We start from the raw sequence: 25,124 nt of genomic DNA on the forward strand, positions 1-25,124 counted from the left end.
CCCCGAAGATCGCTTTCTGGCAAACGGGCATCCCATTTTCCCTCATCCTCGCCGTTGTGGCGGGGATCCAGCGACCTGACGTCCGTCGGGCCAAAAGACTCTTTTCAGCCCAAGGACGTGGGCTGACTGGATTCCTGTGACAAGCACAGGAATGATGGAGGTTTTGGATGGCGTTCGGGCTTTCCCCCGCAAACTTGCGATGATCGAACATGCCCTTGTCGGCAGTCAGGGCTGGCCCCACAAGGGCCGCCCTCTTCATGTGGCAACAAGCCTGCTCCAGCCACCGATGTCCGCTCAATCCAGCCGCTTGGCCGGATTGTCGCGATACCAGTCGACGATCATCGGCATCATCTCCTCGAACGGGCCGCCGACGAAAACATTGAGCAGGCCCATGCGCGACGTGCTCTCGTTGCGGAAGTCGTGCATCGTTCCGCGCGGGATGACACAGATCGATCCCTTCTCCATTTGGTGCCAGGTGTCGCCGACCAGGATGCTGGCGGTCCCCTCGATCACGTAGAAGATTTCGTCATTGTCGTCGTGCTTATGCGCCCCCGGCCCTTCGTGCCGCGCCTCCACCCACCATTCGGAAATCGAGAACCGACCTTGGGTCTCCGGGCCGTCGGCTTTGAACACGGCCTGTATCGCGCCCATGTCGTAGCGCCGGCCGCCGTCCGGCCCGTGCACGATCGATTGGCTTTCGCTCGGCATGGCATCCTCCTCATCGAGCGTTAAGACAGCAACCTTACCACGAAATCTGGAGACCGCGTCCACCCGCAAGCCGGAACGAAAAAGCCGCCCGCAACCGAAGTTGCAAGCGGCTTTCATTCCGGTTCGATGCCGCTTCCCATCAGCGATGGAAAGCGCTGTAGCCAGTCGCAGGCTTAGAGCTTGCCGCCCCGCTGCAGGATCATCATGAAGGTGTCGTAGTTGTATTCGGCGATCTGGGCGTTGAGGTAGTACTCGCCGCGGAATGCCTTGATCGAGTCCCAGATCTTCTTGAAGGTCGGGTTCGAAGCTTCCATTTCGGCATAGACTTCGTTCGCCTTTTCGAAGCACGCCGACAGGATTTCCGGGCTGAACGGGCTGAGCTTGGCGCCCGAAGCCACCAGGCGCTTGATCGCCGACGGGTTCAGGTAGTCGTACTTCTGCAGCATGTTTGCGTCGGTTGCGTGGCAGGCGGTGCGCAGCAGCGACTGGTAGTTCTTCGGCAGGCCGTCGAACGCCGCTTTGTTGAACATGGCGTGGACCGTCGGGCCACCTTCCCACCAGCCGGGATAGTAGTAGTAGGGCGCGACCTTGTAGAAGCCGAGTTTCTCGTCGTCATAGGGGCCGACCCATTCGGCAGCGTCGATGGTGCCCTTTTCGAGCGCCGGGTAGATGTCGCCGCCGGCGATCTGCTGCGGCACGACGCCGAGCTTTTCGACCACCTTGCCGGCGAAGCCGCCGATGCGCATCTTCAGGCCCTGCATGTCGGCAACGGTCTTGATTTCCTTGCGGAACCAGCCGCCCATCTGCACGCCGGTGTTGCCGCCGGGGTAGCCGACGAGACCCTGGGTCGCCAGGAACTCGTTGAATAGTTCGATGCCGCCGCCATGGTAGTGCCAGGCGTTCATGCCGCGCGCGTTGAGCGCGAAAGGAACGGCAGCGCCAAGCGCCCAGGTCGGGTCCTTGCCCCAGTAATAGTAGGCGACCGTGTGGCAGGCCTCGACCGTACCGGCAGCGGCAGCATCCGCAGCCTGCAGGCCGGGCACGATTTCACCGGCTGCAAAGACCTGGATCTGGAAATTGCCGTCGGTTGCTTCAGAGACATATTTCGAAAGGACTTCGCCGCCGCCATAGATCGTGTCCAGCGACTTGGGGAACGACGAGGCAAGGCGCCAGTTGATCTTGGGATTTGCCTGCGCGATCGCAGGCGATGCGAGCGCCGATGCGCCAGCCGCAGCCAGGCCACCGAGGCTTGCGTTTTTAATGAATGAACGGCGATCCATGGTTCCTCCCTATTTCCGCCGAGGCAGAATCCGGCGCAACCGTGGTCGCGCCTCCGCCCAATGGAACCTCACCGCCTTTGCGGCACGTGCGAGGCCCCGCTCCTCCTCCCAAAGCGTCGCGATCTCCAGGATTCGCTCGCTGCGCTTTAAGCTCTACTGCAGTTTCCTTAAATCCTATTCGATTTAAGAATAAAAACATGCAGCAATTCAAAGTGCTACAGCGACCTTTGCGTGTCTCATAAGACGCGCGGCGCTGTAGTTTCTGCAAAGCCGCTGCGCACGGCATGCTTTGGAGCCATCCGTGTCGCAGCGCGAACCGGTGGCATCGACGCACCTTACACGCTCACTTATGCATGTCCAGCGGACGCTTTCCGGCGCATATTCGACTTTTGTCTAATGCGCCGGAAAGTAATCGGAATTGCTCAAAATCGAGGCAAATCAATGTATTCGCAGGATCAGAGCTCGGCCGAAGAGGCCCAGAGATTGACGTCGGCTTCGCGCGCGTAAAGGTCGATCTCGGCCAGCTCTTCCGCCGTGAACGTGTCGTTTTCAAGCGCCTTGACGCAATCGACGATCTGCTCGGAACGGCTGGCACCGATCAGCGCCGAGGTGATGCGCCCGCCGCGCAGCACCCAGGCGAGCGCCATCTGCGCCAACGTCTGGCCGCGCTTTTCGGCAATGCCGTTGAGCTTGCGGATGTTGTCGATGATCGCCGGACGGATGAAGTCCTTCTTGAGGAAGTGGTTCTGTGCGGCGCGGCTGTCCTGCGGAATGCCGCCGAGATACTTCGTCGTCAGCATGCCCTGGGCGAGCGGCGAGAAGACGATCGAGCCGATGCCGAGATCTTCGAGCGTGTGCACGAGGCCGTCGTCCTCGATCCAGCGGTTGAGCATGGAATAGCTCGGCTGATGGATCACGCAGGGTGTGCCGAGTTCCTTCAGGATCGCGGCCGCCTCGCGGGTGCGCTGCGAGTTGTAGGAGGAAATCCCGACATAAAGCGCCCGGCCCGACCGCACGATATGGTCGAGGGCGCCGCAGGTCTCTTCCAGCGGCGTGTCCGGATCGAAGCGGTGCGAATAGAAGATATCGACATAGTCGAGCCCCATGCGCTTCAGGCTCTGGTCGCAGGACGCGATCAGATACTTGCGGCTGCCCCACTCGCCATAGGGACCCGGCCACATGTCGTAGCCGGCCTTGGATGAGATGATCAACTCGTCGCGCAGATGCGCGAAGTCCGTGCGCATGATCTCGCCAAAAGCGGTTTCGGCCGATCCCGGAGGCGGACCGTAATTGTTGGCGAGATCGAAATGGGTGATGCCCAGATCGAAGGCAGTACGGCACATGTCGACCTTGCGGTCGTGCGGGGTGTCGCCGCCGAAATTGTGCCAAAGCCCCAGCGAGATCGCCGGCAGCTTCAGGCCGGACCGTCCGACGCGGTTGTACTTCATGGTGTCGTAGCGGTTTTCCGCCGGTAGCCAGGTCATCGCAATTCCTCCGCGATCGGGTTTTGATGGCGAATAAGAGACCGCCATCCTGCAAATGAGAAAGGTTTCCGCGGCTGCGGAAACCTCTGTTCAGAAACGTCTAAACTGGTCCGATGCAGCTATGAAGCGGCAGCGGCACGATTTCCCGATATTTCTTCTTGAGGTTCGATGAGCAGCGCCCGCGCCTCCTCGATCCCGAGGGCTGCCGGCTGGGTGCAGGTGGTACTGAGTTCGATGAACCGCCCTTCCTCGCCCGACTTCAGGATCGATACCATCACGTCGACGCCGTGCAGCGCGCGGTCAAGCGAGCAGCGGGCATCGCGACCCTCGAGAATGGCGATCGCCATGTCGGCAAGGCCAGCCGTGCGGTAGTTCGCCATCGGGCCCTGCGGGTGCTCCTGGTTTTCGACGGCAAAGGGATGATCCCACATTTCCAGCGGCTGGATGTTCTTGTCCCGGCCGCTCGCTTCGACCTTGCCGCCGAAGAAGTTGGGATCAGGGACGAAAATCGAGCCCTCCGTGCCGTAGAGCTCCATATTGGCGTGGCGATGCGACCAGACATCCCAGCTCGCCGACAGGGTGATCGTTGCGCCGTTTGCGAACTCCAGCAGCGCATGGATGTTGGTCGGCGTCTTCACCGGGATGACCTCGCCGTTGCGCGGCTCGCTGGTAATGGTGCGTGTCGGATTGGCCATCGAAGACAGCGCTGCCACGCGCTTCACCGGACCGATGAGGTTGATCAGGTTGGCGATGTAGTAGGGCCCGAGATCGAGGATCGGACCGCCGCCGGGAAGAAAGAAGAAGTCCGGGTTCGGATGCCACATCTCCATGCCGGGGCTGAGCACGTGGCAGGTGCCCGACGTCACGCGGCCGATCTTGCCGGCGTCGATATAGCTGCGGGCAAGCTGGTGGGCGCCACCGAGGAAGGTGTCGGGGGCGCAACCGACCGTCAGGCCCTTGGCCTTGGCAAGGGCGCGGAGTTCCTCACCCTGCTCCAGCGAGAGCACCAGCGGCTTTTCCGAGTAGACGTGTTTTCCCGCTTCGAGAATACTCTTGGATACCGGGAAATGCGCATCAGGGATCGTCAGGTTGACGACGATATCGACATCCGGGTTGGCGAGAAGCGCTTCGATGCTCTGCGCTTTGACGCCATACTCAGTCGCCCGTGCTTCGGCTGCCGCCGGATTGATATCCGCGCAGGCGACGACTTTGATGCCCCTGAAAAGCGGGGCAAGCTTGAAATAGGTGGTGGAGATGTTGCCGCATCCGATGATGCCGACGCCAAGTTCCTTGGTCATGGATCTACCTGTTTTTCAGTAGGATTGGATGGAGGCGAGCGAGCGCTTGGCGAAGCGCTGGAAGTCACTCGGATTGTCGTGCTCGGCAATGAAATAGCGCGCCTTGGTGCCGGAGAGCGCCTGGAACAGGCCCTTCCAGTCGACCGTACCCTCGCCGACATCGGCCCAGCCGTCTTCGTCCTTTTTCTCGCCCGTCGGCGCGATGTCCTTCACATGCACGGCAGTGATCCGGTTGGCATATTTCTTGATCCAGGCGATCGGGTCGGCGCCGCCGCGGATGATCCAGGCGATGTCGGCCTCCCAGGAAAGATCCGGCCCACCCTCGAAGATCAGGTCCTGCGGAATGCTGCCATCCGGCAGGGCGAAGAATTCGAAGTCGTGGTTGTGCCAGCCGAAGATGAGGCCGGCATCGCGGTAGGGCTTGCCCGCCGCCTGCAGGCGCTCGCCGAAGGCGCGCCAGCCGGCCGCGTTCGTCGGGCGATGCTCGGGCAGGAGATAAGGGCAATAGATCGCCCGGATGCCGAGCGCCTTGGCGATTTCAAGCACCCGTGCCGGATCGCTTTCGAGCATATCCAGGCCGAAATGCGCCGTCGGCATGGCGAGGCCGTTCTCGTCGAGACCGTGCTTGAAGCTTGCGATCTCCGCATCGCTGAGCGCCGCATAGAGCGCGCCGTAACCTTCGACCTGGCTATATCCTGCCTCGCCGATCGCCTTCAGCACATCGGCGAAGGGCGGGAAGTTGCGGGCGCTATAGAGCTGAAAACTGACGTCTTTCATCGAAAATCCTCCTCGGGAAATCATCGTGATCGGTCTGATCGGCCAGGGGCGGGACGAGACCCGGCCGGGTTTTTCGTCATCCGGCCCTGAGCCAGGCGTCGTAATCCGACACCAGCAGATGGACGGGGGCTGTGTCCTCCTCGATCGCCGAGAAGCGACCAACGGGTTCGCGGAAGTAATTGTCGGTAAGGTCGTCGTTGACGGTCGAAACCTCGCCCATCAACACGTCTCCGTCTTCCGCCCAGAAGGCGTGCCAGTTGCCGGGCAAAAGCGTCACGCTTTCGCCGGGCATGAGTTTCAGGAGGTCGCCGGCCTTCAGCCGACGCAGGCGCGCATCGGTCGCTACCTCGACGTCGCTTTCGTCGTCGACAGAGCCGTCGGAGTGCGAATTGTACATCTGCAGCACCAGCGTGCCACCGCCACGGTTGATGATGTCCTCGGTCTTGGCGGCGTGGCGATGCAGCGGGTTGACCTGACCGTTGCGGGTGATCATCAGTTTCTCGGCATAGACCATGCCCTGCCCCGTCGTCAGGTTCGAGGCATCGCCATTGCGCAGCGTGAAGAGCACGAGACCGACCTCATCGAAGCGGCCCTTGCCGTAATCGGTGATGTCCCATCCGAGCCGGGCATCGAAGATCGTCGGGCAATCCGAAGCGACGCGCGACTTCATTTCTTCCGGCGACCAATAGGCAAAGGGCGGAAGCACGAAGCCGAAGCTGCGCATGAAGGCATCGCTGCTGGCGATGATGTCATTGACGTGGCTGCGTTTCACGGTGGGTCACCCCTTTCCCTGGCAGGATTCAAGATCGAAGGCGGCAAAGCGCGGCACCGTGCCTTCGGCAAGTGATGTCTTCGGCGTGAAGCGGATGACCTTCGTTTCACCTGATGTGAGATCGAAGGCATTGTCGGCGTAGCGCCCGGCGACGTCGGCCTCGATCATCACATGCAGCGCCAGGCCACTCGCCTTGATCGAGACGTCGTAGGCGCCGTCGCCGATTGGCAAGACCTCAAGCGACAGCTTGGAGGGCTGAAGATCGAGAGCCTTATAGGTGCCCGGCACGTGATGGCCTTCGCCACGCATGCCGTTCGACGCCTCGAACGACCAGAACAACAGTGCGTTTTCGGGAATGTCGCGCGCCGCGATGCTCACCAAGGTCGCCGCGCGGTCCGGCGAGCAGGTGCCTGCTGCCGCCATCAGCGGCGTGCGCGCACCGTCAAGCGTAACGACGAAGGCCTGCAGTTCCACAGTCACCGGCGCGGCGGTGTCGTTGACCATCGAAAAGGTGATTTCCTTGCCGTCGGCGGACGGAATGGCGGCAACGGCCACCGGCTGGAAGAAGCGGCGCACCATGTAATGCATGGCCTTCCAGCTGCCGCCGTAGTCGAGGCTCGACCAGGAAGCGACCGGCCAGGTGTCGTTGAGCTGCCAGTAGAGCGTGCCCATGCAATGGGGCTTGAGCGAGCGCCAGTAATCGACGGCCGTGCGGATCGCCAGGCCCTGCTGGATCTGGCTGAGATAGACGAAGCTTGGGAAGTCCTTGGGGAAGCGGAAATAGCGGAACATCGTGCCGGCAATGCGCTCGTTGCCGCCGACGTTCTTCTGGTGGCTCTCGATCACCGGCGACGCGATGTTGAGGTCCTTCTCGGCAGCAAACTGCCGGATGACGGGCATGGAGGTATAGGACTGGAAACCGAACTCCGAGCAGAAGCGCGGGCGCACGGACCGGTAATTGTCGAAGGATTTGTTCTCATGCCAGACCGACCAATAGTGCATGTCGCCGGAACCGTCGGAATGCCAGGCGTCGCCGAAATCGAGATAGCCGGAGGCCGGGCTTGAGGGCCACCACAGTGCGTCCGGCAGCGCCGCCTTCAGCGCAACTTCGACCGTACGGTTCAGGCGGTCATAGGAGACGAGATAACGGTCGCGATCCTTGCGCGGCTCGTCGAACCAGGTGAGCGCGCCCACCAGCTCGTTGTCGCCGCACCAGAGCGCGATCGACGGATGGGACGACAGGCGCTTGACCTGGTAGTCGACCTCGGCCGCGACGTTGTCGAGGAAATCGGGCGTCGAGGGATAGAGGTTGCAGGCGAACATGAAGTCCTGCCAGACCATCAGGCCCAGCCGGTCGCAGAGATCGTAGAACCAGTCCGGCTCGTAGAAGCCGCCGCCCCAGACGCGGATCATGTTCATGTTGGCGTCAAACGCTGAGCGCAGCAGGTCCTCGACACCATCAGGCGTCACCCGTGACATCAGCGCGTCGGCCGGGATCCAGTTGGCGCCCCGACAGAAGATCTCGCGGCCATTGACGCGAAAGGCAAAGCGGCTTCCCGCCTCGTCCTTGTCGGTCAGAAGCTCGATCGTGCGAAAGCCGATCTGACGCGTCACCTGCTCCTGTGGCACTTCCACGGTCAGCATCGAAAGGTTCTGCTCGCCGCTGCCGGCCGGCCACCAGCGTTTCGGCTCACTGACGGTAAAGACGTGGGTGATGCGGGTCTCGCCGGTGCCGACGGCGCAATCGAGCCGCTCCCTTTGGCCGTCGAGAGAGAAATGAACCGGGACGATGCCCGGACCATCGGCAAAGAGCGTGACCGTTACCTGCAGATCGACCGAGCCGTCGCCGAGCCAGATCTGCTTTGTCGTCACATGCTCGATGCGGGCGATCTCCAGCCGGCGCAGCGCCAGCGTACCGTAGACACCGAGCGGCGCAATCGCGATGTTCCAGTCCCAGCCGAAATGGCACTGGGGCTTCCTCAGCATGTTGCCGTTGGCGATCGGCGAATTTCCGGGGTGGTAGGGCACGTAGAAGGGCTGCGCCCTCTGCCGGCGTGCACCCTCTGATATCGAGGACGGCAGCACGATGCGGATACGGTTTTCACCGGCGACCAGCGTACGGGAGACATCGGGCCGATGACGGCGGAAGCAATTGTCGGCCTCGAGCACGAGCCGGTCGTTGACGAAGACCGAGGCGACCGTGTCGATGCATTCGAGGTCGAGATACCAGTAGCCGCCGAGATCATCCGCATCGATCGACACTGTGCGCTCGATCACCCAATCCTCGTGCGCCACCCATTGCACGTCATCCTCGTTGCGACCCACATAAGGGTCGTCGATGATGCCGGCCCTTTGCAAAGCCGTGTGCACGTCGCCCGGCAGCGCCATGGTCGTCGCGTGGCTTTTATCGCTGGAAGCGAGCTGCCATTCTCCCGCGAGGTCGAGATAGCAAGCGGTTCGATTCGGGTCCTGGGAGAGCATTTCCATATTCCGTTGATTGCCGGCGAAACTGCCGGCATGCCAGTGTGTCGAAACGCGCCGGATGATGAAAGCCGGCGCGTTTCCCCGTTGTTCAGAGACGATTTTCGCTGACCGCGTCGAAGATCGAGGCGACCGCCATGTCGAAGGAAAGCGTCACCGCCGTTCCCGGCTTGTAGCGGCGCTGGCCGCCGATGCGCACCGACATCGACTGGCCGGCAAGTTTCAGCCAGAGCAGGTTGTCGGCGCCCATCGGCTCCTCGATATCGACGACCGCCTGGTGCGACGGCTGGCCGTTCGGTGCCTCGTCGACACGCACATGCTCCGGCCTCAGGCCAAGGACGACCTTTTGGCCAGATTTGAACGGCCCGCGCGACGGATAGGCCGACACGTCGAAATCGACGCCATTGGCGCGCACGAAGGCCCGCCCATCCTTCAATTGCAGCTCGCCGCGGAAGAAGTTCATCGACGGCGAGCCGATGAAGCCGGCGACGAACAGGTTTTCCGGCGCGTTGTAGATCGTCATCGGATCGGCAAGCTGCTGGATGACACCGCTCTTCATCACCGCGATGCGGTCGGCTAGCGTCAGCGCCTCGATCTGGTCGTGGGTGACGTAGATCATCGTGTTCTTCAGGGACTGATGCAGCCGCTTGATCTCGACGCGCAGTTCCGAACGCAGCTTGGCGTCGAGGTTCGACAGTGGCTCGTCGAACAGGAACACGTCGACATCGCGCACCAGTGCCCGGCCGATCGCCACGCGCTGGCGCTGGCCGCCGGAAAGCTCGGCGGGCTTGCGCTTCAACAGCGGCTGGATCTGCAGGATCTCGGCGGCGCGGCTGACGCGCTTGTCGATCTCGGCCTTTTCGACCTTGGCCACCTTGAGCCCGAAGGAGAGGTTCTTCTCCACCGACATCTGCGGATAGAGCGCGTAGGACTGGAACACCATGCCGATACCACGGTCCTTCGGCTCCTCCCAGGTGACGTTCTTGTTCTTGATGAAGATCTGGCCGTCGCTGACGTCCAGGAGCCCGGCGATGCAGTTGAGCAAGGTCGACTTGCCGCAGCCGGATGAGCCGAGCAGCACCAGGAATTCGCCATCCTTGATGTCGAGGTTGAGCGTGTCGAGCACAGTGACGGCACCGAAGCTCAACGACAGATCCTTGACCGATACGCTGACGTTTTCCATGCCCTTACCCTTTCACTGCGCCGGCGGCGATGCCGCGGACAAAAAGCCGCCCGGAGACGAAGTAGACGAAAAGCGGCACGGCACCGGTGAGGATGGTTGCCGCCATGTTGACGTTGTATTCCTTCACGCCCTGTACCGAATTGACGATGTTGTTGAGCTGGACGGTCATCGGGTAATATTCCGGCCGGGTGAACACCACGCCGAACAGGAAGTCGTTCCAGATGCCGGTCACCTGCAGGATCATCGCCACCACGAAGATCGGCATCGACATCGGCAGCATGATGCGGAAATAGATGGTCCAGAACCCAGCGCCGTCGACGCGCGCCGCCTTGAACAATTCTTCCGGCAGCCCGGCGAAATAGTTGCGGAACAGAAGCGTCAGGATCGGCATGCCGAAGATGGTGTGAACGATGATCAGGCCGGTCAGCGAGCCATAGACGCCGAGCTCGCGCAGCACGATGACGATCGGATAGATCATCACCTGATAGGGGATGAAGGCGCCGACGATCAGGATAGTGAAGAACAGGTCGGCGCCCTTGAAGCGCCAGTTGGCCAGCGCATAGCCGTTGATCGAGGCAATCGCGATCGAGACGATGGTCGAGGGAACGGTGATGCGCACCGAGTTCCAGAAGCCGCGCGAAAGGCCATCGCAGTTGAGGCCGGTGCAGGCGCTCGACCAGGCCTTCACCCAGGGCTCGAAGGTGATTTCGAGCGGCGGCGCGAAGATGTTGCCGAGTCGGATTTCCGGCATGCCCTTCAGCGAGGTCATGACCATGACGTAGAGTGGCAGCAGGTAGTAGAGTGCCACGACAATCAGGGTGCCGTAGACCATGATGTTGCGGCCCGAAAGCGCCCGGCGCGGCTTGCGGCCCCGCGGGCCTGAAAGGGCAACGGAGGTCTTTTCCGCCTCGGGGTCGATACCGGCGGCGATGGCGTTGAAAGCGACGATCTCAGGCACGCTTGCGCCCTCCCCCAAATTCGAGATAGGCCCAGGGCACGATGATGATGGCGACGGTGATGAGCATCATGGTCGAGGCGGCAAATCCCTGGCCGAGATTCTGCGCCTGGAACATGTAGTCGTAGACGTATTTGGCCGGCACTTCCGAGGCGATGCCCGGGCCGCCGCTCGTCTGCGCCACCACGAGATCGTAAACCTTGACGATGCCGCTTGCGATGATCACCAGCGTGGTGATGAAGACGCCGCGCATCATCGGGATGATGACGAAGACATAGGTCTTCCACATCGGAATGCCGTCAACGCGCGACGCCTTCCAGATATCCTCGTCGATCCCACGCAAGCCGGCGAGCATCAGGCACATGACGAGCCCGGTCCCTTGCCACAGCGCCGCGATCAGGATGCCGTAAATGACGATATTGGAATTGTAGAGCGGGTCGAAGGCAAAACTCGTCCAGCCGAGAGAGCGCACCACCGACTGGATGCCGTATTCCGGGTTGAGCAGCCATTGCCACACGAGGCCCGTCACGATGAAGGACAGGGCGAAGGGATAGAGCATGATCGTGCGGAACGTGTTCTCGAAGCGGATCTTCTGGTCCATCAGCGCCGCCAGCAGGAAGCCGATGACCAGGCTGAAAATCAGCGAAAACAAGCCGTAGATCGCCAGGTTCTGCACCGACATCAGCCAGCGCGGCGCGGCCCACAGCCGCTCATACTGGTCGAGGCCAACGAAGGAAAGCCGCGGCAAGAGCTTGGAATTGGTGAAGGAATAGACCACGGTCCAGACCGTGCCGCCGAGGAAAATGACCACGGCCGTCAGGATCATCGGGATCGAGGCCAGCTTCGCATTCAGATTCCGCAGCCACTGGTTCGGCCGACCCGAACCGCGTGTGTGACCCATGTTTCGTTCCTCCGGAACTGCATTGGATTGCCGATGGCAGGCGGCGTCGATGACGAACGGATGTGCCGTCGCTCGAAAACCGCCTCGCCACGTTGAAGCCGTTCTCCCAATACGCCTGCCAGGCAAAGGCACGCTGGTCCGCCTGAACGTGTCGTGCCGAATGGGAGCCTTGGCCGACCCCGCCGAGGGCGGGGCCGACGGATCAAGGAAGCTCCATCAGTCCGCCGAAGCGATGATGTCGGCAAAGCGCTTCTGCGCTTCCTCCGGCGTCATGGAGGGGTTGGCGAAGAACTCGGAGAAGAGATCTTCCTTCTGTTTCTGGCTGTCAGCCGACAGAAGCTGGTCGGTCCACTGGATGACGTTGCCCTTGGCGAGGATGTCCAGGCCCTTCTTCATGCAGTCGTTGGCGGCAGCCAGATCGACATCGCCGCGCACCGGCAGCGAACCCTTCTTCAGGTTGAACGCCACCTGCGTCGCCGGGTTCAGGAGCGTCGATGCCAGCACTTCCTGGGCCTTGGATTTCTCCTCATCCTTCAGCACCGGGAAATAGAAAGCGTCGCCGCCCGTCGCGATGACTTCGTTGACGCCGAGGCCCGGCAGGCAGGTGTAATCGGTTCCGGCCTTCTGGCCGGCGAGCTGGAATTCGCCTTGCGCCCAGTCGCCCATGATCTGGCCGCCGGCCTTGCCGGTGATGACCATGTTGGTCGCCTGGTTCCAGTCCTGGACATTGGTGCCCTTGGACATGCGACGCGCGTCATCCGCAGCCTTGAACACCTTGGCAATTTCAGGACCGGCGGCCACTTCCTCGTCCTTGTCGCCAAAGACCTTGAGGAACGTGTCCTTGCCGGCAAGAGCGACGATGAGAACGTCGAAGGCACCGGCCGACTGCCACGGCTGTCCGCCGACGGCGAGCGGCACGATGCCGGCTTTTTCAAGTGCCGGTGCCGCTGCGACAAACTCGTCCCAGTTCTTCGGCACATCGACGCCGGCCTTCTTGAAGGCAGCGTTCGACAGCCAGAGCCACTGCCAGGAATGAATGTTGACCGGCGCGCAATAGACCTTGCCGTCGATGGTGCAGGAATCGAGCAGGCTCGCCGGCCTGATGATCTCTTTCCAGTTCTCCTTGGAGGCGACATCGGTCAGGTCGCGCATCAGCCCAGCCTCGACCAGTTCCTCTGCCTGGCGTCCATGGTTGAATTGCGTGGCACCCATCGGATCGCCACCGGTCAGGCGGCTGACCATGATCGGCCGCGCCGTGCTGCCGGCGCCGGCAATGGCACCGTCAACCCAGTGATTTCCGGTGGCATCGAACGCTTTTGCAAGCTCGGCGACCGCAGCAGCCTCCCCGCCCGACGTCCACCAATGCGTCACCTCGAGATCGGTTGCGTTTGCTGCACCAAATGGCAGCGCCACCGTCACCGCCAAAGCGGCCGCGAAAGAACGTAAATTCATGAGTCTCCTCCCTCACTGTAACGTTACCGTAAAAAACTTAGAGGAAACGATCCCGGTCCGCAACTCCCACCCCAATGAATTTAAACAGAAACATTTTCTGCAATCTACAGGCGTACTTTCGGACATCAAAGAGACGTGAACTGATCACGGGCAAGACCATGAAGATCCGGCATAGCGGGTTGATAACGCGCTGATTTTGATATTTTTTGTGCAGAAATGCTGGTATTTTGCTGCATATGCTCTCTCGCAGACGCAAAAAGCCCGCTGCAACACAGCACACTCAACCAGAGTGTTTCATTCACCGCAGCGCAGCAACGAAAATGCTCGACAGCGCTACTGTATCGTTACAGATTTGCCTCGGTGCCGTACGCCCATAGCAGGATAGCTCCCCGTCACATTTCGTATATAAGGCGGGAAGTGACGCTAAATGGGGCGGCGGGCGGCAACGGCAAGGGCGAGCGGGTGACAGCGATGGACAGCAAGACGAAAAACAGACCGCTGACGCCGCCGCCGGATGGCGGCAGGCCCACGCTGAAGACGATCGCCTTCATGACCGGGCTCGGCATCACCACCGTCTCGCGCGCCTTGAAGGATGCGCCCGATATCGGCGCCGAAACCAAGGAGCGCGTGCGCCTCGTCGCCAAGCAGATCGGCTACCAGCCGAACCGCGCCGGGGTGCGCCTGAGAACCGGCAAGACCAATGTCATCAGCCTGGTACTGACATTGGAAGAAGAAATCATGGGCATCACCAGCCCCATGGTCGTCGGCATCACCGAGGTTCTCGCCGGCACCCCCTATCATCTGGTGGTCACGCCCTATAGCGCTACCAAGGATGCGCTGGCGCCGATCCGCTATATCCTCGACACCGGCGCGGCCGACGGCGTGATCATTTCGCGCACCGAGCCGCACGACCCGCGCGTGGCGCTTCTGACGGAGCGCGGCCTGCCCTTCGTCACCCACGGCCGCACCGAGATGGGCGTCGTCCACCCCTATCACGACTTCGACAACGAGCGTTTTGCCTATGAGGCCGTGCGCGAGCTGGTGGAGCGCGGCCGCAAGCGCCTGGTGCTGCTGGAGCCGCCGCCGCACCTGACCTTCTATTCGCACATGCGCGCCGGCTTCGAGCGCGGCCTTCGCGATTTCCAGGCGGATGCGGTCAGCTTCCACCACATCAATATCGATCACACGCTGGTCGAGATCCGCGACGCCTTCGAGACGCTGATGCGCTCGGACAATCCGCCTGACGGCATCGTGTCGGGCAGCGGCTCCGGCGCGATCGCACTGATCGCCGGCCTTGAGGCCGCCAACAGGACACTCGGCAAGGATGCCGACATGGTGTCCAAGGTGCCGAGCGATTTCCTGCGCTGGCTTCGCCCCGAAGTGGTGACCATGTACGAGGACATCCGGGTTGCCGGGCGCGAACTCGCCAAGGCGGTGATCGGCCATATCGACGGCCAGCCGTCCGAAACGCTGCAGAGCCTCAGTCAGCCGGAGCTTCAGTCCGCCGTGCCGGTATCGATCAAACGGTAGGAACAGGGCAGTCCAGGTCACCGTCGGTGCATTTCAGGTAAACCTTGAGGTTTTCGATACGGACTTTGGTCATGCCATCACGGCACGAGTTGAAAATGAACGAATACAAGCTGCCCGTGACCACGGAACTCGAAAAGTTGCACTCGGCATCGCGGAACGCCACCCACGCCCTCTGCGCTGTTAGCAGCAGCCTTGTGGTGTCTGCGTCGTCCTTTAGTCGTGCCTCGATCTGCTTGTAGAGAGTGTTCAGTTCGGTGTCGGATTTGTCATAGGCCTTCCCGGCGCATATGTTCATGTCCGCTTGGTTCGTCAGGTCGCCGCAGCTTTGCTCCGCATATGCCGACGTGGACGTTGCCAAGACCAGGGCGGCAGTCAACAATGAAGCCTTCATGGAACTCAGTCTCCGTTTTTGAAACGACTCTGTTTCGCGCTTGGAACGAATAAATCCCTTACTGCAATTGGCCGTCTTATCAGCAACGGCGCACCGGGCGCGCTGCCGCCGCCGTTATCCGCAGCTCTCATGACAGTCTGATCATGGGCGCTCTCTTCGGTTTCATCGGCGATTCAATCACCGGTCGCACCAAGGACGGCCGTCTACTGCATACTGGTCTTCCTGCTCGATACAACCGTGTGAATAGATGGGGATCGATGACCAAACGAAACGGGGCGACCTACCGCATGTTGCCTTAAATCGCATTCGATTTAAGGATAAAAACATGCAGCAATTCAAAGTGCTACAGCGCCGCGCGTCTAATAAGACGCGCGGCGCTGTAGGCCGCCCCGTTCGAAATTCCGATTTTGCCCGCTCAGGCGTTGAGGCCGCTGCCCCACGGGCCGTGGTGGGCATCGGCGCCATCGACGCGGTCGAAGCCGTGGGCGCCGAAGAAGTCGCGCTGGGCCTGGATCACGTTGGCAGTGCCGCGGCCGCGGCGGTAGCTGTCGAAGTAGCCGAGTGCCGAGGCCAGCGCCGGCGCCGGCAGGCCACCGAGCATGGCCGCCGAAACGACACGGCGCAGTGCCCCGTCGGTTTCCTTGACCATGGCGGCAAAGGCCGGGGTGACGATCAGGTTGGCGGCATCGGGCGCCTTGGTGAAGGCGGTGGTGATTTCATCCAGGAACTGCGAGCGGATGATGCAGCCGGCGCGCCAGATCTTGGCAATCGTTGGCATCGGCAGCGACCAGTTGAATTCCTTCGAGGCGGCGGACATGACGGCAAAGCCTTGAGCATAGGCGCCGATCTTGGCGGCCAGCAGCGCGTTTTCCAGGTCCTTGATGAAGGCAGCCTTATCAGTGACCTTTAACTCGCCGACATCAGGCAGGCCGAGGATCTTCTCGGCGGCTTCGCGCTCATCCTTGGCGGACGAGATGCTGCGCGCGGCAACGGCCGCTTCGATCGCGGTTGCCGGAACGCCCATGTTCTGCGCTTCGATCACCGACCACTTGCCGGTGCCCTTCTGGCCGGCCTTGTCGAGGATCAGGTCGACGATCGGCTTGCCGGTCAGCGGATCCGCTGCCTTCAAGACCTTTTCGGTGATCTCGATCAGGTAGGAATTCAGGCGACCCTTGTTCCAGGCGCCAAAGACTTCGCCGATTTCGCCGGCCGTCATCTTCAAGCCGTCGCGCAGGATACCGTAGATTTCGGCGATCATCTGCATATCGGCATATTCGATGCCGTTGTGGATGGTCTTGACGAAGTGGCCGGCGCCGTTTTCGCCGAGCCAGGCAACGCACGGATCATTGTCGTATTTCGCGGCGATCGAGGTCAGCACCGTCTCGACGCGCTTGTAGGAATCTTCCGTGCCGCCGACCATGATCGACGGGCCATGGCGCGCGCCCTCTTCACCGCCGGAAACACCCATGCCGATGAAGGTCAGACCTGAGTCCTTCAGCGCATCGAAGCGGCGCATCGTGTCGCGGAAGTTGGCGTTGCCGGCATCGATCATGATGTCGCCCTTGGCGAGGTACGGCTTGAGGATTTCCATCTGCTGATCGACCGGCTCGCCGGCCTTGATCATGATGATGATCGGACGTGGCGGGCGGATGGCGGCGACGAACTCTTCGATGGTGTCGCAGGGCACGATCTGGCCCTGGAGTTCGCCGGCTTCCGCGTAGAATTTGTGCGTCGCTTCGACGGTGCGGTTGAAGACCGCTATCTTGTTGCCTTTTTCAGCGATGTTGAGCGCCAGGTTCGAGCCCATGACGCCGAGACCGATAAGGCCGATTTCCGCCTGTGACACGTGATTGCCTCCATTGGACAGGAGAGCCGGACGCGATCAGGATAAACGCGTGGGAGCCGGCCCCTCGAATTAAACTTCGCGCGCTCGCATTGCCCCTCGGGAAAGGGGCGGACGCGAGATGCGACGGCGGAGGCTGTTTTGGCATTCAAATCGATTAACGACAAGCGATTCTTGAGAAAATCACTCCTTTTCGGGCTTGCCGTCGCCATCGTCGAGCACGCGCCAGGAGGCGCCGTCGAGGTCTTCGTACTGGCCGCTCTTCAGCGCCCAGAGGAAGGCGACGAGACCGAGTCCCCCTAAGAACAATGCGATCGGAATGAGATAGATCAGCGTGTTCATGAGGCGCTTCCGATCGCGCCCAGCGTCGTCGGCGCCTGTCGCTCGATCGCTGCGGCAGACTTCGCCACCTTCGCGCGCAGCCGCAAAGCGTTGGCAACGACGATGATCGACGATGTCGACATGGCGATGGCTGCAATCAACGGCGTCGCGTAGCCCATGATGGCGATCGGGACGGCGATGACGTTGTAGCCGATCGCCAGCGCGAAGTTCTGGCGGATCAGCCGGCCTGCCCGGCGCGAGGTGTCGATCGCCATCGGCACGGCGTCGAGGCCCTGGTGCAGGAAGACGAAATCGGCAGCCTGCCGGCCGACGTCGGCAGCCGTTGCCGGCGCCATCGAGACGTGGGCTGCACGCAGCGCCGGCGCATCATTGATACCGTCGCCGACCATCAGCACGCGATGACCGCCTTCGGCCGCAGCCGCGCATTCGTCGACCTTGCCGCGCGGCGACAGTTCGGAACGCCAGCGGATGATGCCGAGCCTGCGGGCAAGCGCTGCCACGACCGGCTCGCGGTCGCCCGAGAGAATGCCGGTTGCAAAGCCCATGCGTGTCAGCTTGTCGACGCTTTCGCGCGCCTGTGGCCGCAGCCGGTCTTCAAAGCGGAAGCAGGCAAGCTCGCGTCCGTCGAGCGAGAGGATGACCTCCGACTGGCCGCTCGCCTCACCGGCGTCGCCACAGGCAAAGGCGCGGCTGCCGAGACGATAGATGCCGTCGGTCGTCTGTGCCTCGATGCCCGCGCCCGGGATTTCACGGATATCGCCGGAGAGAACCGGCGCGATCGCAGCCGCATCGTGAATGGCCATGGCCAGCGGGTGGCGCGAATGCACGGCAAGGCCGGCAGCGGTCGCCAGCACCGCCGGCTTGATCTCGGCCCCGTTGGTCAGGCGCGGTTCCCCGGCGGTCAGCGTGCCGGTCTTGTCGAACAGCACCGTGTCGATCTCGGCCAGCCGCTCCATGGCCGATCCGTCCTTTACCATGACGCCGTTCTGGAAGAGCCGGCCTGCGGCAATGACCTGCACCACCGGCACCGCCAGGCCAAGGGCGCATGGGCAGGTGATGATCAGCACAGCAACGGCCACCAGCATGGCGTGATGGAAATCGCCGTCGACGAACATCCAGCCGATAAAGCTCAGGAAGGCCAACAGGTGAACCGCTGGCGAATAATATTGCGCTGCCCGATCGGCGATGCGGCGATAACGCGCCCTGCCCCCTTCGGCCGCCTCCATCAGGCCCATGATTTCCGCGAGCAGCGAGTCGCGGGCAGCAGCCGTCGCCTCGATCGTCAGCGGTCCCGTCAGGTTGAGCGTGCCGGCCTCGACCGTGTCGCCAATATGCACCGGCGCGGGTGCGCTTTCGCCGTTGACGATCGAGCGGTCCAGGTCGCTCGAGCCGACGAGAATCCGGCCATCGACAGGAATACGCTCGCCGGCCGCAATCGCCAGCCGTTCGCCCGGCTTGATCTCGTCCACCGGACGGTATTCGCGGCTGCCGTCGGCATCGATGACCATCGCCCCGCGCGGCGACAGGCGCGCCAGGCTGCTGATCGCCGAGCGGGCGCGGCCGCGCATCATGTGGTCGAGCGTGCGGCCGATAAGCAGGAAGAACAGAAGCATCACCGTGCCGTCGAACCAGGCATGGGTGCCGTGAGTGATCGTCTCATAAAGCGAGATGCCGTAGGAGAGCGTGATCGCCAGGGCGATCGGCACGTCCATGTTCGTGCGGCCGTGCTTCAGCGCATTCCAGGCGGAGGCATAGAAGAACCGGCCGGCATAGATCAGCGTCGGCGCGGCGATCAGCGCCGAAATCCAATGGAAGAGATCGCGCGTTGCCGCCTCGGCGCCCGACCAGACCGAGACCGAGAGCAGCATGATGTTGGTCGAGGCAAAGCCGGCGACGGCAACGGCGCGGACCAGCTGCTTCAACAGCGTGTCGCCCTCTTCCTCGCCGGGTGCAAACAGATGCGTTTCGTAGCCGCGCTCGCGGATCGCGCGCGCCAGTTCGCGCGGATCGCTGCGCTGCCCCGCGACCTCTTCCTTCCAGACGACTGAGACCCGGCGCGAGGACAGGTTGACGCGGGCGCGCTCCACCTCCGGCCGGCTCTTCAGGGCAGCCTCGATCGTCGTGATGCAGGCGCCGCAGTGGATGCCGGGCACGCTGAGGTCGGTCTGGCGAAGGCCACTGCCGAGCGTGCGGCTGGTCAGCCACAGCTCTTCCGAACTCGGCAGGCCTTGCGCACTCCTGTCGATCTCCAGCGCGGTTTCGGCGCCGGCAGCGCAGCAACTCATGGACGCTCTCCCGGCGCGATGAAGCGAATGGCCTGGCGATAGACGACCTTGTCGCCCGACGTCGCGGTGATATCGGCAATCCATTGTCCGCGCTTAAGGTCGGTTGCGGCAACGAAGACGCCGTTGCCCTGATGCGCCATCTCGATCTGCACGTCCTCATGCTCCTCGACCGGACGCTTGAACACGGCAACGACCTTGTCGGCCGACGTTTCAGCCTTGCCTTGTCGCGTCAGCGTGTAGCGCACCGCGCCCGGCTCCAGGCTGAGCTTGCCGTCGAGGCCGCTCGCTGCAAAGGCGCGCGCCTCCTTCACCTTGCCGTTGAACTGCTGGCTGGCGACATAGGTGTTCTGGACGACGAGCCCGCTCCAGCTGTGGCTGGCGTTCCAGGCCATGATCAGGTTGACGGTGATGATGGTGCCGAAGAACAGCACCATCACGCCGAGCATGTGCCATCCGGTGAAGACACGGGGTTGCCTGCCTTGGTCAGCGGTCATTTCGCGGCTCCCGGTTGGTTGAAGTTGGCCTGGTATTCGTCGCGCTCATGGCTCGACGGGTCTTCTGCAATCAGGCTGAAGCCGTCTTCCGCTTCGCCGAGTTTATCCTTCGGCAGCGTCACGAACACTTTCAGCGCCGTCACCTTGTCCGGATCGACGCCGACGGCAAAGCTGCGGCCGTCGCCCGGTGCCTGGCCGGCAATGCGCATCATCGCCGACGGCATGCCGTCGATGGTGAGTGTGATCGTGCGCTGTTCGGGGATCATGTTCAAGAGCTTGACCATGTAGCCGTTGCGCACCGATCCATCCGATTCGAGCACGAATTGCGGGTTGCGATCGTGCAGCACGTTGAGCTCCAGCCGATCGCGCGCCAGGAGCGCATAGAGCAGGCCGATACCAACCAGCGTCCAGACGCCGAGATACACAAGCACGCGCGGCCGGAAGACGATCTTCCAGTTGAAATGCCTGACCTTGTCGACGAAGGTGCCGTCGGCGTCACGCACCCGGCCCGGGTCGATCGCCGTCGTGCCGCCGTCGGTGGCAAGCGCCATGTTGGAGGCATAATCGCTCAGCGTCGCATAGGCGATCAGCCCGCGCTCGCGCCCAAGCTTGTCCATGACGTTATCGCAGGCGTCGATGCAGAGCGCGCAGGTGATGCATTCGAGCTGCTGGCCGTCGCGGATGTCGATGCCCATCGGACAGACGACGACGCAGGCATTGCAATCGACGCAGTCGCCGACGCTCTCGCCCGCGGCTGCCGCCTTCTTCTGGTGGCGCGAGCGCGGTTCGCCACGCCAGTCGTTATAGGTGACGACCAGCGAGTTTTCGTCGAGCATCGCCGCCTGGATGCGCGGCCACGGGCACATATAGGTGCAGACCTGCTCCCGCATCAGCCCGCCGAACACATAGGTCGTGGCGGTGAGAATCGCGACGGTCATATAGGCGATCGTCGGCGCCTCGAGCGAGACGAAGCTCTTCAGCAAGGCCGGCGCGTCGGCAAAATAGAAGATCCAGGCGCCGCCGGTGGCAATGCCGATCAGAATCCAGATCGAATGTTTCGTCACCCGCTTGACGATCTTGGCCGCTGTCCATGGTCCGGCATCGAGCTTCATGCGCGCGTTGCGGTCGCCTTCAATGTAGCGCTCGACGACAAGGAACAGGTCGACCCAGACGGTCTGAGGACAGGTGTAGCCGCACCAGGCGCGCCCGACGGCTGACGTGACCAGGAAGAGGCCGAAACCCGCCATCACGAGAAGCCCGGCCACGAAGAAGAATTCCTGCGGCCAGATCTCGATGAAGAAGAAATAGAAGCGACGGGCGGCGATATCGACAAGCACCGCCTGGTCGGGCGCATGCTCGCCGCGGTCCCAGCGGATCCACGGCGTCAGATAGTAGATGCCGAGCGTGACCAGCATCACCAGCCACTTGAACTGGCGGAATCGTCCCTCGGCGCGCTTCGGGAAGATCTTCTTGCGCTTTTCGTAAAGCGGCTTGCGCACATGCGCCGCGTTGACCGCCTCGGCCTCGTGGCGTTCGACGATGGGGGCGTTTGTGGCGGATTGAGGCTGCATCTGTGGGATATCCCCGAATATATCGCGTATTGAACGCTGTTTTGCCCGATCTGGCGGCCGGAAACGTTGATCTGTGTCAAGTTTGCGGGCTAAAGCGGCCGCATGCGTCGAAACGTCCGGGCTTCATGCCGCGCGACTTGATGGCAATTGCCACACCACGACATCCCGCCAAACCTACGAGGACCGCATGGACACGATCATCGGCTTTTTGAACACGATCTTCTGGGGCTATGTGCTCATTTATGGCCTGCTCGCCGTCGGCATCTTCTTCACCATCCGGCTTGGCTTTCCTCAGATCGTGCATTTCGGCGAGATGTTTCGTGTGTTGAGCAGCGGCGGGTCGAAGGATGCGGCGGGCATCAGTCCGTTCCAGGCGCTGACCGTGAGCCTTGCCTCGCGCGTCGGCACCGGCAATCTCGCCGGCGTTGCCGTTGCGCTCTATCTCGGCGGACCGGGCGCCACCTTCTGGATGTGGATGGTCGCGCTCGTCGGCATGGCGACGGCCTATGCGGAAAGCGCGCTGGCCCAGCTCTACAAGGTCAAGAACGAAAACGGCCAGTATCGCGGCGGTCCGGCCTTCTACATCGCCCGTGGCCTCAATGCGCCGTGGGCGGCAACGATCTTCTCCGTCTGCCTCATCCTTTCCTTCGGTCTCGTCTTCAATGCGGTTCAGGCCAATTCGATCGCCGATGCCGTACAGGGCGCCTTCGGCATTCCGAAGATCGTGGTCGGCATCGCCGTTGCAGCGCTCTCGGGCATCGTCATCTTCGGCGGTATCCGCCAGATTGCGCGCGTTGCCGAAATCGTCGTGCCGTTCATGGCCGTCGCCTATCTGCTGATGGCGATCTATGTGCTGATCGCCAACGCCTCGCTGGTGCCAACGGTGCTCTGGACCATCATTTCCAGCGCCTTCGGCCTGCAGGAAGCGGCAGGCGGCATCACCGGCGGGGTCGCTGCCGCCATGCTCAACGGCGTCAAGCGCGGCCTGTTCTCCAACGAAGCCGGCATGGGCTCCGCCCCGAATATCGCAGCCGTCGCCACCCCGGTTCCGCATCACCCGGCCTCGCAAGGGTTCGTACAATCGCTCGGCGTCTTCATCGACACGATCCTGATCTGCACCGCGACATCGGTGATGATCCTCTTGTCCGGCACGCTGGAGCCCGGCTCCGGCATCACCGGCACGCAACTGACCCAGGCCGCCATGAACGTCCATATCGGCTGGGCGGGCAGCTATTTCATCGCCATTGCGATCTTCTTCTTCGCCTTCACCTCGATCATCGGCAACTATTCCTACGCGGAGAACGCGCTGACCTATCTCGGCGGCGCCAACCGTCTCGGCATCACCCTCATGCGATGCGCCGTTCTCGCCATGGTCGTCTGGGGCGCCTATGAGAGCATCGCCACCGTGTTCGACGCCGCCGACGCCTCGATGGGCCTGATGGCGACGATCAACCTGATTGCCATCCTGCTCCTGTCGGGTACCATTGCCAAGCTGACGAAGGACTATTTCGCCCAGCGCAAGCAGGGTGTCGAGCCGGTCTTCCACGCCGCCGACTACCCGGAACTGCAAGGGCAGATCGACGGCAAGATCTGGTCGCGCGATTAGGGCGGCAAGAGACAGGTAACCGGAAGCGGGAGACCTCGGAGGGCAAGGCATGCATGGTACCTTGCGGCCACTGACGCTTGCCAAGCGCTGCGGCATCTACCGCGAGCGCTCGGCGCCTGCCTCGCTTGCGGGCCATGTGGAGTGCCTTTGGAGCCATACCATGCCCGAGGGCCCGCCCTCGCCCATGGCTGTCGTTCCCGATGGCTGCGTCGATATCATCTGGTCGAGCCGGGGTCTGGCTGTTGCCGGCCCAGACAGGGTCGCGGCCTTTCCGGTCATCGGCCCCGGCGAGACCGTGGTCGGCCTGCGCTTTCGGGCCGGTATTGCCGCCTCCTGGCTGCGCACGCCGCTTTGCGAGCTGACCGGTACGGTCGTGCCGCTCGATGCCTTCTGGGGTGCCGCCGCCGATGAACTCCATGCGCGGATGACTGAGGCCGGTAGCGCAGCAGCGCGTGCCGCGATGCTTGCTCACGCGGTTGAGAAAAGGCTGGCGGCGGTAGCAGCCCCGCCTGCCGACATCGCCGCTTGCCTGGCTGAGTTGCGCCAGAGGCAACCGATGTCTGACAACCCGATCCGGCTGCTGGCGCAGACGACAGGAACCAGCGAGCGCACGCTGCGCCGCCGCTGCCACGAACATTTCGGCTATGGCGCCAAGACGCTCGACCGCATCCTCCGCCTGCAGCGTTTTCTCGCCACCTGCCGAAGCGACGTTGAGGCGAGCCTGAGCGCGCTTGCGCTTGATACCGGCTACGCCGACCAAGCCCACCTGACGCGCGAGACCAGGGAGCTGACCTCGCTCTCGCCGCGCGAAATCCGGCGCCAGCTCGCGAACTGACTGGCCGTTTCATTCAAGACGGCGACGCCCTGTGGTGCTACCCCTTGATTGCAACGGCAATGGCAAGGCGACGAAACGCATGACGACACTGGCAGCGAAAATCATCCACATCTCGATCGAGCGCGACTGGCACGAGGTCTATGTTTTCATGGCCAAGCCTGAAAACATGCCGCTCTGGGCATCGGGCCTTTCGTCCGGCCTGACGCGCGACGGGGAAGAATGGGTCGCTCCGGGACCGCTCGGCAACGCGCGCGTGCGTTTTGCCCCCGACAATGCCTTCGGCGTCGTCGATCATCTGGTGACGCTGGAAAACGGCGTGAAGGTGCACAACGCCCTGCGCGTCGTGTCGAACGACGATGGCGCCGAGGTGATGTTCACGCTGCTGCGGCAGGCCGACATGAGCGACGAGCAATTCGCCGGCGATGCCGAATGGGTGGCGAAGGATCTCGCCGCCCTTAAGTCAATCTTGGAATCAGAAAGCGACAGGACACATCATGGGTAACAAGGGCAACGATCGCCGCATCGACTATGTCGAGTTCAACGTCTCCGACATCGCCGCCAGTAAGGCGTTCTATGGCGGCGCCTTCGGCTGGACCTTCACGGATTACGGCCCCGAATATTGCGAGTTCCAGGACGGAAGATTGACCGGCGGCTTCACCACGACAGGGCCAGTCCGGGCCGGAGGGCCGCTGATCATCATCTATGCCGACAATCTGGAAGAGAGCTTGACGAAGGTCGAGGCGGCCGGCGGAAAAATCCTGCAACCGATCTTCCCCTTCCCCCGCGGCCGGCGCTTCCACTTCGCCGATCCTGACGGCTACGAGCTGGCGGTTTGGTCGGCGCAATAACCATCCCTCGCGCCGGTTTCCGCCACCTGTGGACAACCGGCGTCTGCGCCTGCAGATTTTACCCAGACTTAATCTTTGCATCCCAAGA

The 25,124-nt window shown here is 62.4% G+C and carries 22 protein-coding genes; 5 read left to right on the forward strand and 17 right to left on the reverse strand.

Annotated elements, in window-relative coordinates; translation table 11 throughout:
• Positions 1-294: 294 nt before the first annotated feature.
• The 11 genes from ASD00_RS21465 to ASD00_RS21515 all read right to left on the reverse strand — a co-directional run bounded on the left by ASD00_RS21465 (position 295) and on the right by ASD00_RS21515 (position 13,291).
• Positions 295-708, reverse strand: coding sequence for a cupin domain-containing protein (locus tag ASD00_RS21465; protein ID WP_057208722.1), 414 nt, complete (start codon positions 706-708; stop codon positions 295-297).
• Between the two features lie 173 nt (positions 709-881).
• A complete protein-coding gene (locus ASD00_RS21470; RefSeq protein WP_025427328.1) occupies positions 882-1,988 on the reverse strand; it encodes a TRAP transporter substrate-binding protein in 1,107 nt (368 codons plus the stop codon).
• A 455-nt stretch (positions 1,989-2,443) separates the two neighbouring features.
• Positions 2,444-3,472, reverse strand: a complete 1,029-nt coding sequence (gene mgrA, locus ASD00_RS21475; protein WP_025427329.1) for an L-glyceraldehyde 3-phosphate reductase — start codon at positions 3,470-3,472, stop codon at positions 2,444-2,446.
• 119 nt (positions 3,473-3,591) lie between these two features.
• On the reverse strand, positions 3,592-4,770 hold the full coding sequence (locus tag ASD00_RS21480; protein WP_025427330.1) for a Gfo/Idh/MocA family oxidoreductase: 1,179 nt from the start codon (positions 4,768-4,770) through the stop codon (positions 3,592-3,594).
• Positions 4,771-4,785: 15 nt separating this feature from the next.
• Positions 4,786-5,547 (reverse strand): sugar phosphate isomerase/epimerase, encoded by a 762-nt coding sequence (locus tag ASD00_RS21485; protein WP_025427331.1) that lies wholly within the window; start codon positions 5,545-5,547, stop codon positions 4,786-4,788.
• Between the two features lie 76 nt (positions 5,548-5,623).
• Entirely contained in the window at positions 5,624-6,319 is a 696-nt protein-coding gene (locus ASD00_RS21490; RefSeq protein ID WP_025427332.1) for a D-lyxose/D-mannose family sugar isomerase, read from the reverse strand.
• 6 nt (positions 6,320-6,325) lie between these two features.
• Positions 6,326-8,800: a glycoside hydrolase family 2 protein gene (locus ASD00_RS21495; protein WP_025427333.1), complete on the reverse strand. Its 2,475-nt coding sequence runs from the start codon at positions 8,798-8,800 to the stop codon at positions 6,326-6,328.
• 91 nt (positions 8,801-8,891) lie between these two features.
• The gene (locus ASD00_RS21500; protein ID WP_057208724.1) at positions 8,892-9,983 is read right to left on the reverse strand and encodes an ABC transporter ATP-binding protein; all 1,092 of its coding nucleotides are present in this window, start codon (positions 9,981-9,983) and stop codon (positions 8,892-8,894) included.
• Between the two features lie 4 nt (positions 9,984-9,987).
• Entirely contained in the window at positions 9,988-10,815 is an 828-nt protein-coding gene (locus ASD00_RS21505) for a carbohydrate ABC transporter permease (RefSeq protein ID WP_225906378.1), read from the reverse strand.
• A 118-nt stretch (positions 10,816-10,933) separates the two neighbouring features.
• Positions 10,934-11,839, reverse strand: coding sequence for a sugar ABC transporter permease (locus ASD00_RS21510; protein WP_025427336.1), 906 nt, complete (start codon positions 11,837-11,839; stop codon positions 10,934-10,936).
• A gap of 216 nt (positions 11,840-12,055) precedes the next feature.
• Complete coding sequence (locus tag ASD00_RS21515; protein ID WP_025427337.1) at positions 12,056-13,291, reverse strand: ABC transporter substrate-binding protein; 1,236 nt, start codon at positions 13,289-13,291, stop codon at positions 12,056-12,058.
• A gap of 471 nt (positions 13,292-13,762) precedes the next feature.
• Between ASD00_RS21515 and ASD00_RS21520 the strand changes: the two genes are divergently transcribed.
• Positions 13,763-14,821: a LacI family transcriptional regulator gene (locus tag ASD00_RS21520; RefSeq protein WP_025427338.1), complete on the forward strand. Its 1,059-nt coding sequence runs from the start codon at positions 13,763-13,765 to the stop codon at positions 14,819-14,821.
• Here the strand turns inward: ASD00_RS21520 and ASD00_RS21525 are convergent.
• From ASD00_RS21525 to ccoG, 6 genes are all read right to left on the reverse strand, one after another.
• Positions 14,811-15,212, reverse strand: a complete 402-nt coding sequence (locus ASD00_RS21525; RefSeq protein ID WP_057208726.1) for a lysozyme inhibitor LprI family protein — start codon at positions 15,210-15,212, stop codon at positions 14,811-14,813. The genes ASD00_RS21520 and ASD00_RS21525 overlap by 11 nt on opposite strands.
• A gap of 415 nt (positions 15,213-15,627) precedes the next feature.
• On the reverse strand, positions 15,628-17,058 hold the full coding sequence (gndA, locus tag ASD00_RS21530) for an NADP-dependent phosphogluconate dehydrogenase (RefSeq protein WP_025427339.1): 1,431 nt from the start codon (positions 17,056-17,058) through the stop codon (positions 15,628-15,630).
• A 180-nt stretch (positions 17,059-17,238) separates the two neighbouring features.
• Positions 17,239-17,397, reverse strand: a complete 159-nt coding sequence (ccoS, locus tag ASD00_RS21535; protein ID WP_025427340.1) for a cbb3-type cytochrome oxidase assembly protein CcoS — start codon at positions 17,395-17,397, stop codon at positions 17,239-17,241.
• Positions 17,394-19,682: a cation-translocating P-type ATPase gene (locus ASD00_RS21540; RefSeq protein ID WP_025427341.1), complete on the reverse strand. Its 2,289-nt coding sequence runs from the start codon at positions 19,680-19,682 to the stop codon at positions 17,394-17,396. The genes ccoS and ASD00_RS21540 overlap by 4 nt, the downstream gene beginning before the upstream one ends.
• A complete protein-coding gene (locus tag ASD00_RS21545) occupies positions 19,679-20,176 on the reverse strand; it encodes a FixH family protein (protein ID WP_025427342.1) in 498 nt (165 codons plus the stop codon). The genes ASD00_RS21540 and ASD00_RS21545 overlap by 4 nt, the downstream gene beginning before the upstream one ends.
• A complete protein-coding gene (ccoG, locus tag ASD00_RS21550; protein ID WP_025427343.1) occupies positions 20,173-21,747 on the reverse strand; it encodes a cytochrome c oxidase accessory protein CcoG in 1,575 nt (524 codons plus the stop codon). The genes ASD00_RS21545 and ccoG overlap by 4 nt, the downstream gene beginning before the upstream one ends.
• Before the next feature lie 187 nt (positions 21,748-21,934).
• On the opposite strand from ccoG, the gene ASD00_RS21555 reads away from it, so the two are divergent.
• From ASD00_RS21555 to ASD00_RS21570, 4 genes are all read left to right on the forward strand, one after another.
• A complete protein-coding gene (locus tag ASD00_RS21555) occupies positions 21,935-23,353 on the forward strand; it encodes a sodium:alanine symporter family protein (RefSeq protein ID WP_057208728.1) in 1,419 nt (472 codons plus the stop codon).
• Positions 23,354-23,402: 49 nt separating this feature from the next.
• A complete protein-coding gene (locus ASD00_RS21560) occupies positions 23,403-24,188 on the forward strand; it encodes a helix-turn-helix domain-containing protein (RefSeq protein WP_025427345.1) in 786 nt (261 codons plus the stop codon).
• A 79-nt stretch (positions 24,189-24,267) separates the two neighbouring features.
• A complete protein-coding gene (locus tag ASD00_RS21565; protein ID WP_025427346.1) occupies positions 24,268-24,690 on the forward strand; it encodes a polyketide cyclase in 423 nt (140 codons plus the stop codon).
• On the forward strand, positions 24,683-25,036 hold the full coding sequence (locus ASD00_RS21570; protein WP_057208730.1) for a VOC family protein: 354 nt from the start codon (positions 24,683-24,685) through the stop codon (positions 25,034-25,036). Before ASD00_RS21565 ends, ASD00_RS21570 begins: the two co-directional genes overlap by 8 nt.
• Positions 25,037-25,124 lie beyond the last annotated feature (88 nt).

It is taken from the genome of Ensifer sp. Root31 (assembly GCF_001424825.1).
In the GTDB taxonomy this organism is placed as follows: Bacteria; Pseudomonadota; Alphaproteobacteria; order Rhizobiales; family Rhizobiaceae; genus Ensifer; species Ensifer canadensis.

Coding starts and splice junctions, on each gene's coding strand:
- ASD00_RS21480 (WP_025427330.1), bottom strand. CDS start 4,770: ATGACCAAGGAACTTGGCGTCGGCATCATCGGATGCGGCAACATCTCC.
- ASD00_RS21570 (WP_057208730.1), top strand. CDS start 24,683: ATGGGTAACAAGGGCAACGATCGCCGCATCGACTATGTCGAGTTCAAC.
- ASD00_RS21510 (WP_025427336.1), bottom strand. CDS start 11,839: ATGGGTCACACACGCGGTTCGGGTCGGCCGAACCAGTGGCTGCGGAAT.
- ASD00_RS21555 (WP_057208728.1), top strand. CDS start 21,935: ATGGACACGATCATCGGCTTTTTGAACACGATCTTCTGGGGCTATGTG.
- ASD00_RS21545 (WP_025427342.1), bottom strand. CDS start 20,176: ATGACCGCTGACCAAGGCAGGCAACCCCGTGTCTTCACCGGATGGCAC.
- ASD00_RS21505 (WP_225906378.1), bottom strand. CDS start 10,815: ATGGTCTACGGCACCCTGATTGTCGTGGCACTCTACTACCTGCTGCCA.
- ASD00_RS21560 (WP_025427345.1), top strand. CDS start 23,403: ATGCATGGTACCTTGCGGCCACTGACGCTTGCCAAGCGCTGCGGCATC.
- ASD00_RS21525 (WP_057208726.1), bottom strand. CDS start 15,212: ATGAAGGCTTCATTGTTGACTGCCGCCCTGGTCTTGGCAACGTCCACG.
- ASD00_RS21465 (WP_057208722.1), bottom strand. CDS start 708: ATGCCGAGCGAAAGCCAATCGATCGTGCACGGGCCGGACGGCGGCCGG.
- ASD00_RS21470 (WP_025427328.1), bottom strand. CDS start 1,988: ATGGATCGCCGTTCATTCATTAAAAACGCAAGCCTCGGTGGCCTGGCT.
- mgrA (WP_025427329.1), bottom strand. CDS start 3,472: ATGACCTGGCTACCGGCGGAAAACCGCTACGACACCATGAAGTACAAC.
- ASD00_RS21485 (WP_025427331.1), bottom strand. CDS start 5,547: ATGAAAGACGTCAGTTTTCAGCTCTATAGCGCCCGCAACTTCCCGCCC.
- ASD00_RS21520 (WP_025427338.1), top strand. CDS start 13,763: ATGGACAGCAAGACGAAAAACAGACCGCTGACGCCGCCGCCGGATGGC.
- ASD00_RS21500 (WP_057208724.1), bottom strand. CDS start 9,983: ATGGAAAACGTCAGCGTATCGGTCAAGGATCTGTCGTTGAGCTTCGGT.
- ccoG (WP_025427343.1), bottom strand. CDS start 21,747: ATGCAGCCTCAATCCGCCACAAACGCCCCCATCGTCGAACGCCACGAG.
- ccoS (WP_025427340.1), bottom strand. CDS start 17,397: ATGAACACGCTGATCTATCTCATTCCGATCGCATTGTTCTTAGGGGGA.
- ASD00_RS21540 (WP_025427341.1), bottom strand. CDS start 19,682: ATGAGTTGCTGCGCTGCCGGCGCCGAAACCGCGCTGGAGATCGACAGG.
- ASD00_RS21515 (WP_025427337.1), bottom strand. CDS start 13,291: ATGAATTTACGTTCTTTCGCGGCCGCTTTGGCGGTGACGGTGGCGCTG.
- ASD00_RS21565 (WP_025427346.1), top strand. CDS start 24,268: ATGACGACACTGGCAGCGAAAATCATCCACATCTCGATCGAGCGCGAC.
- ASD00_RS21495 (WP_025427333.1), bottom strand. CDS start 8,800: ATGCTCTCCCAGGACCCGAATCGAACCGCTTGCTATCTCGACCTCGCG.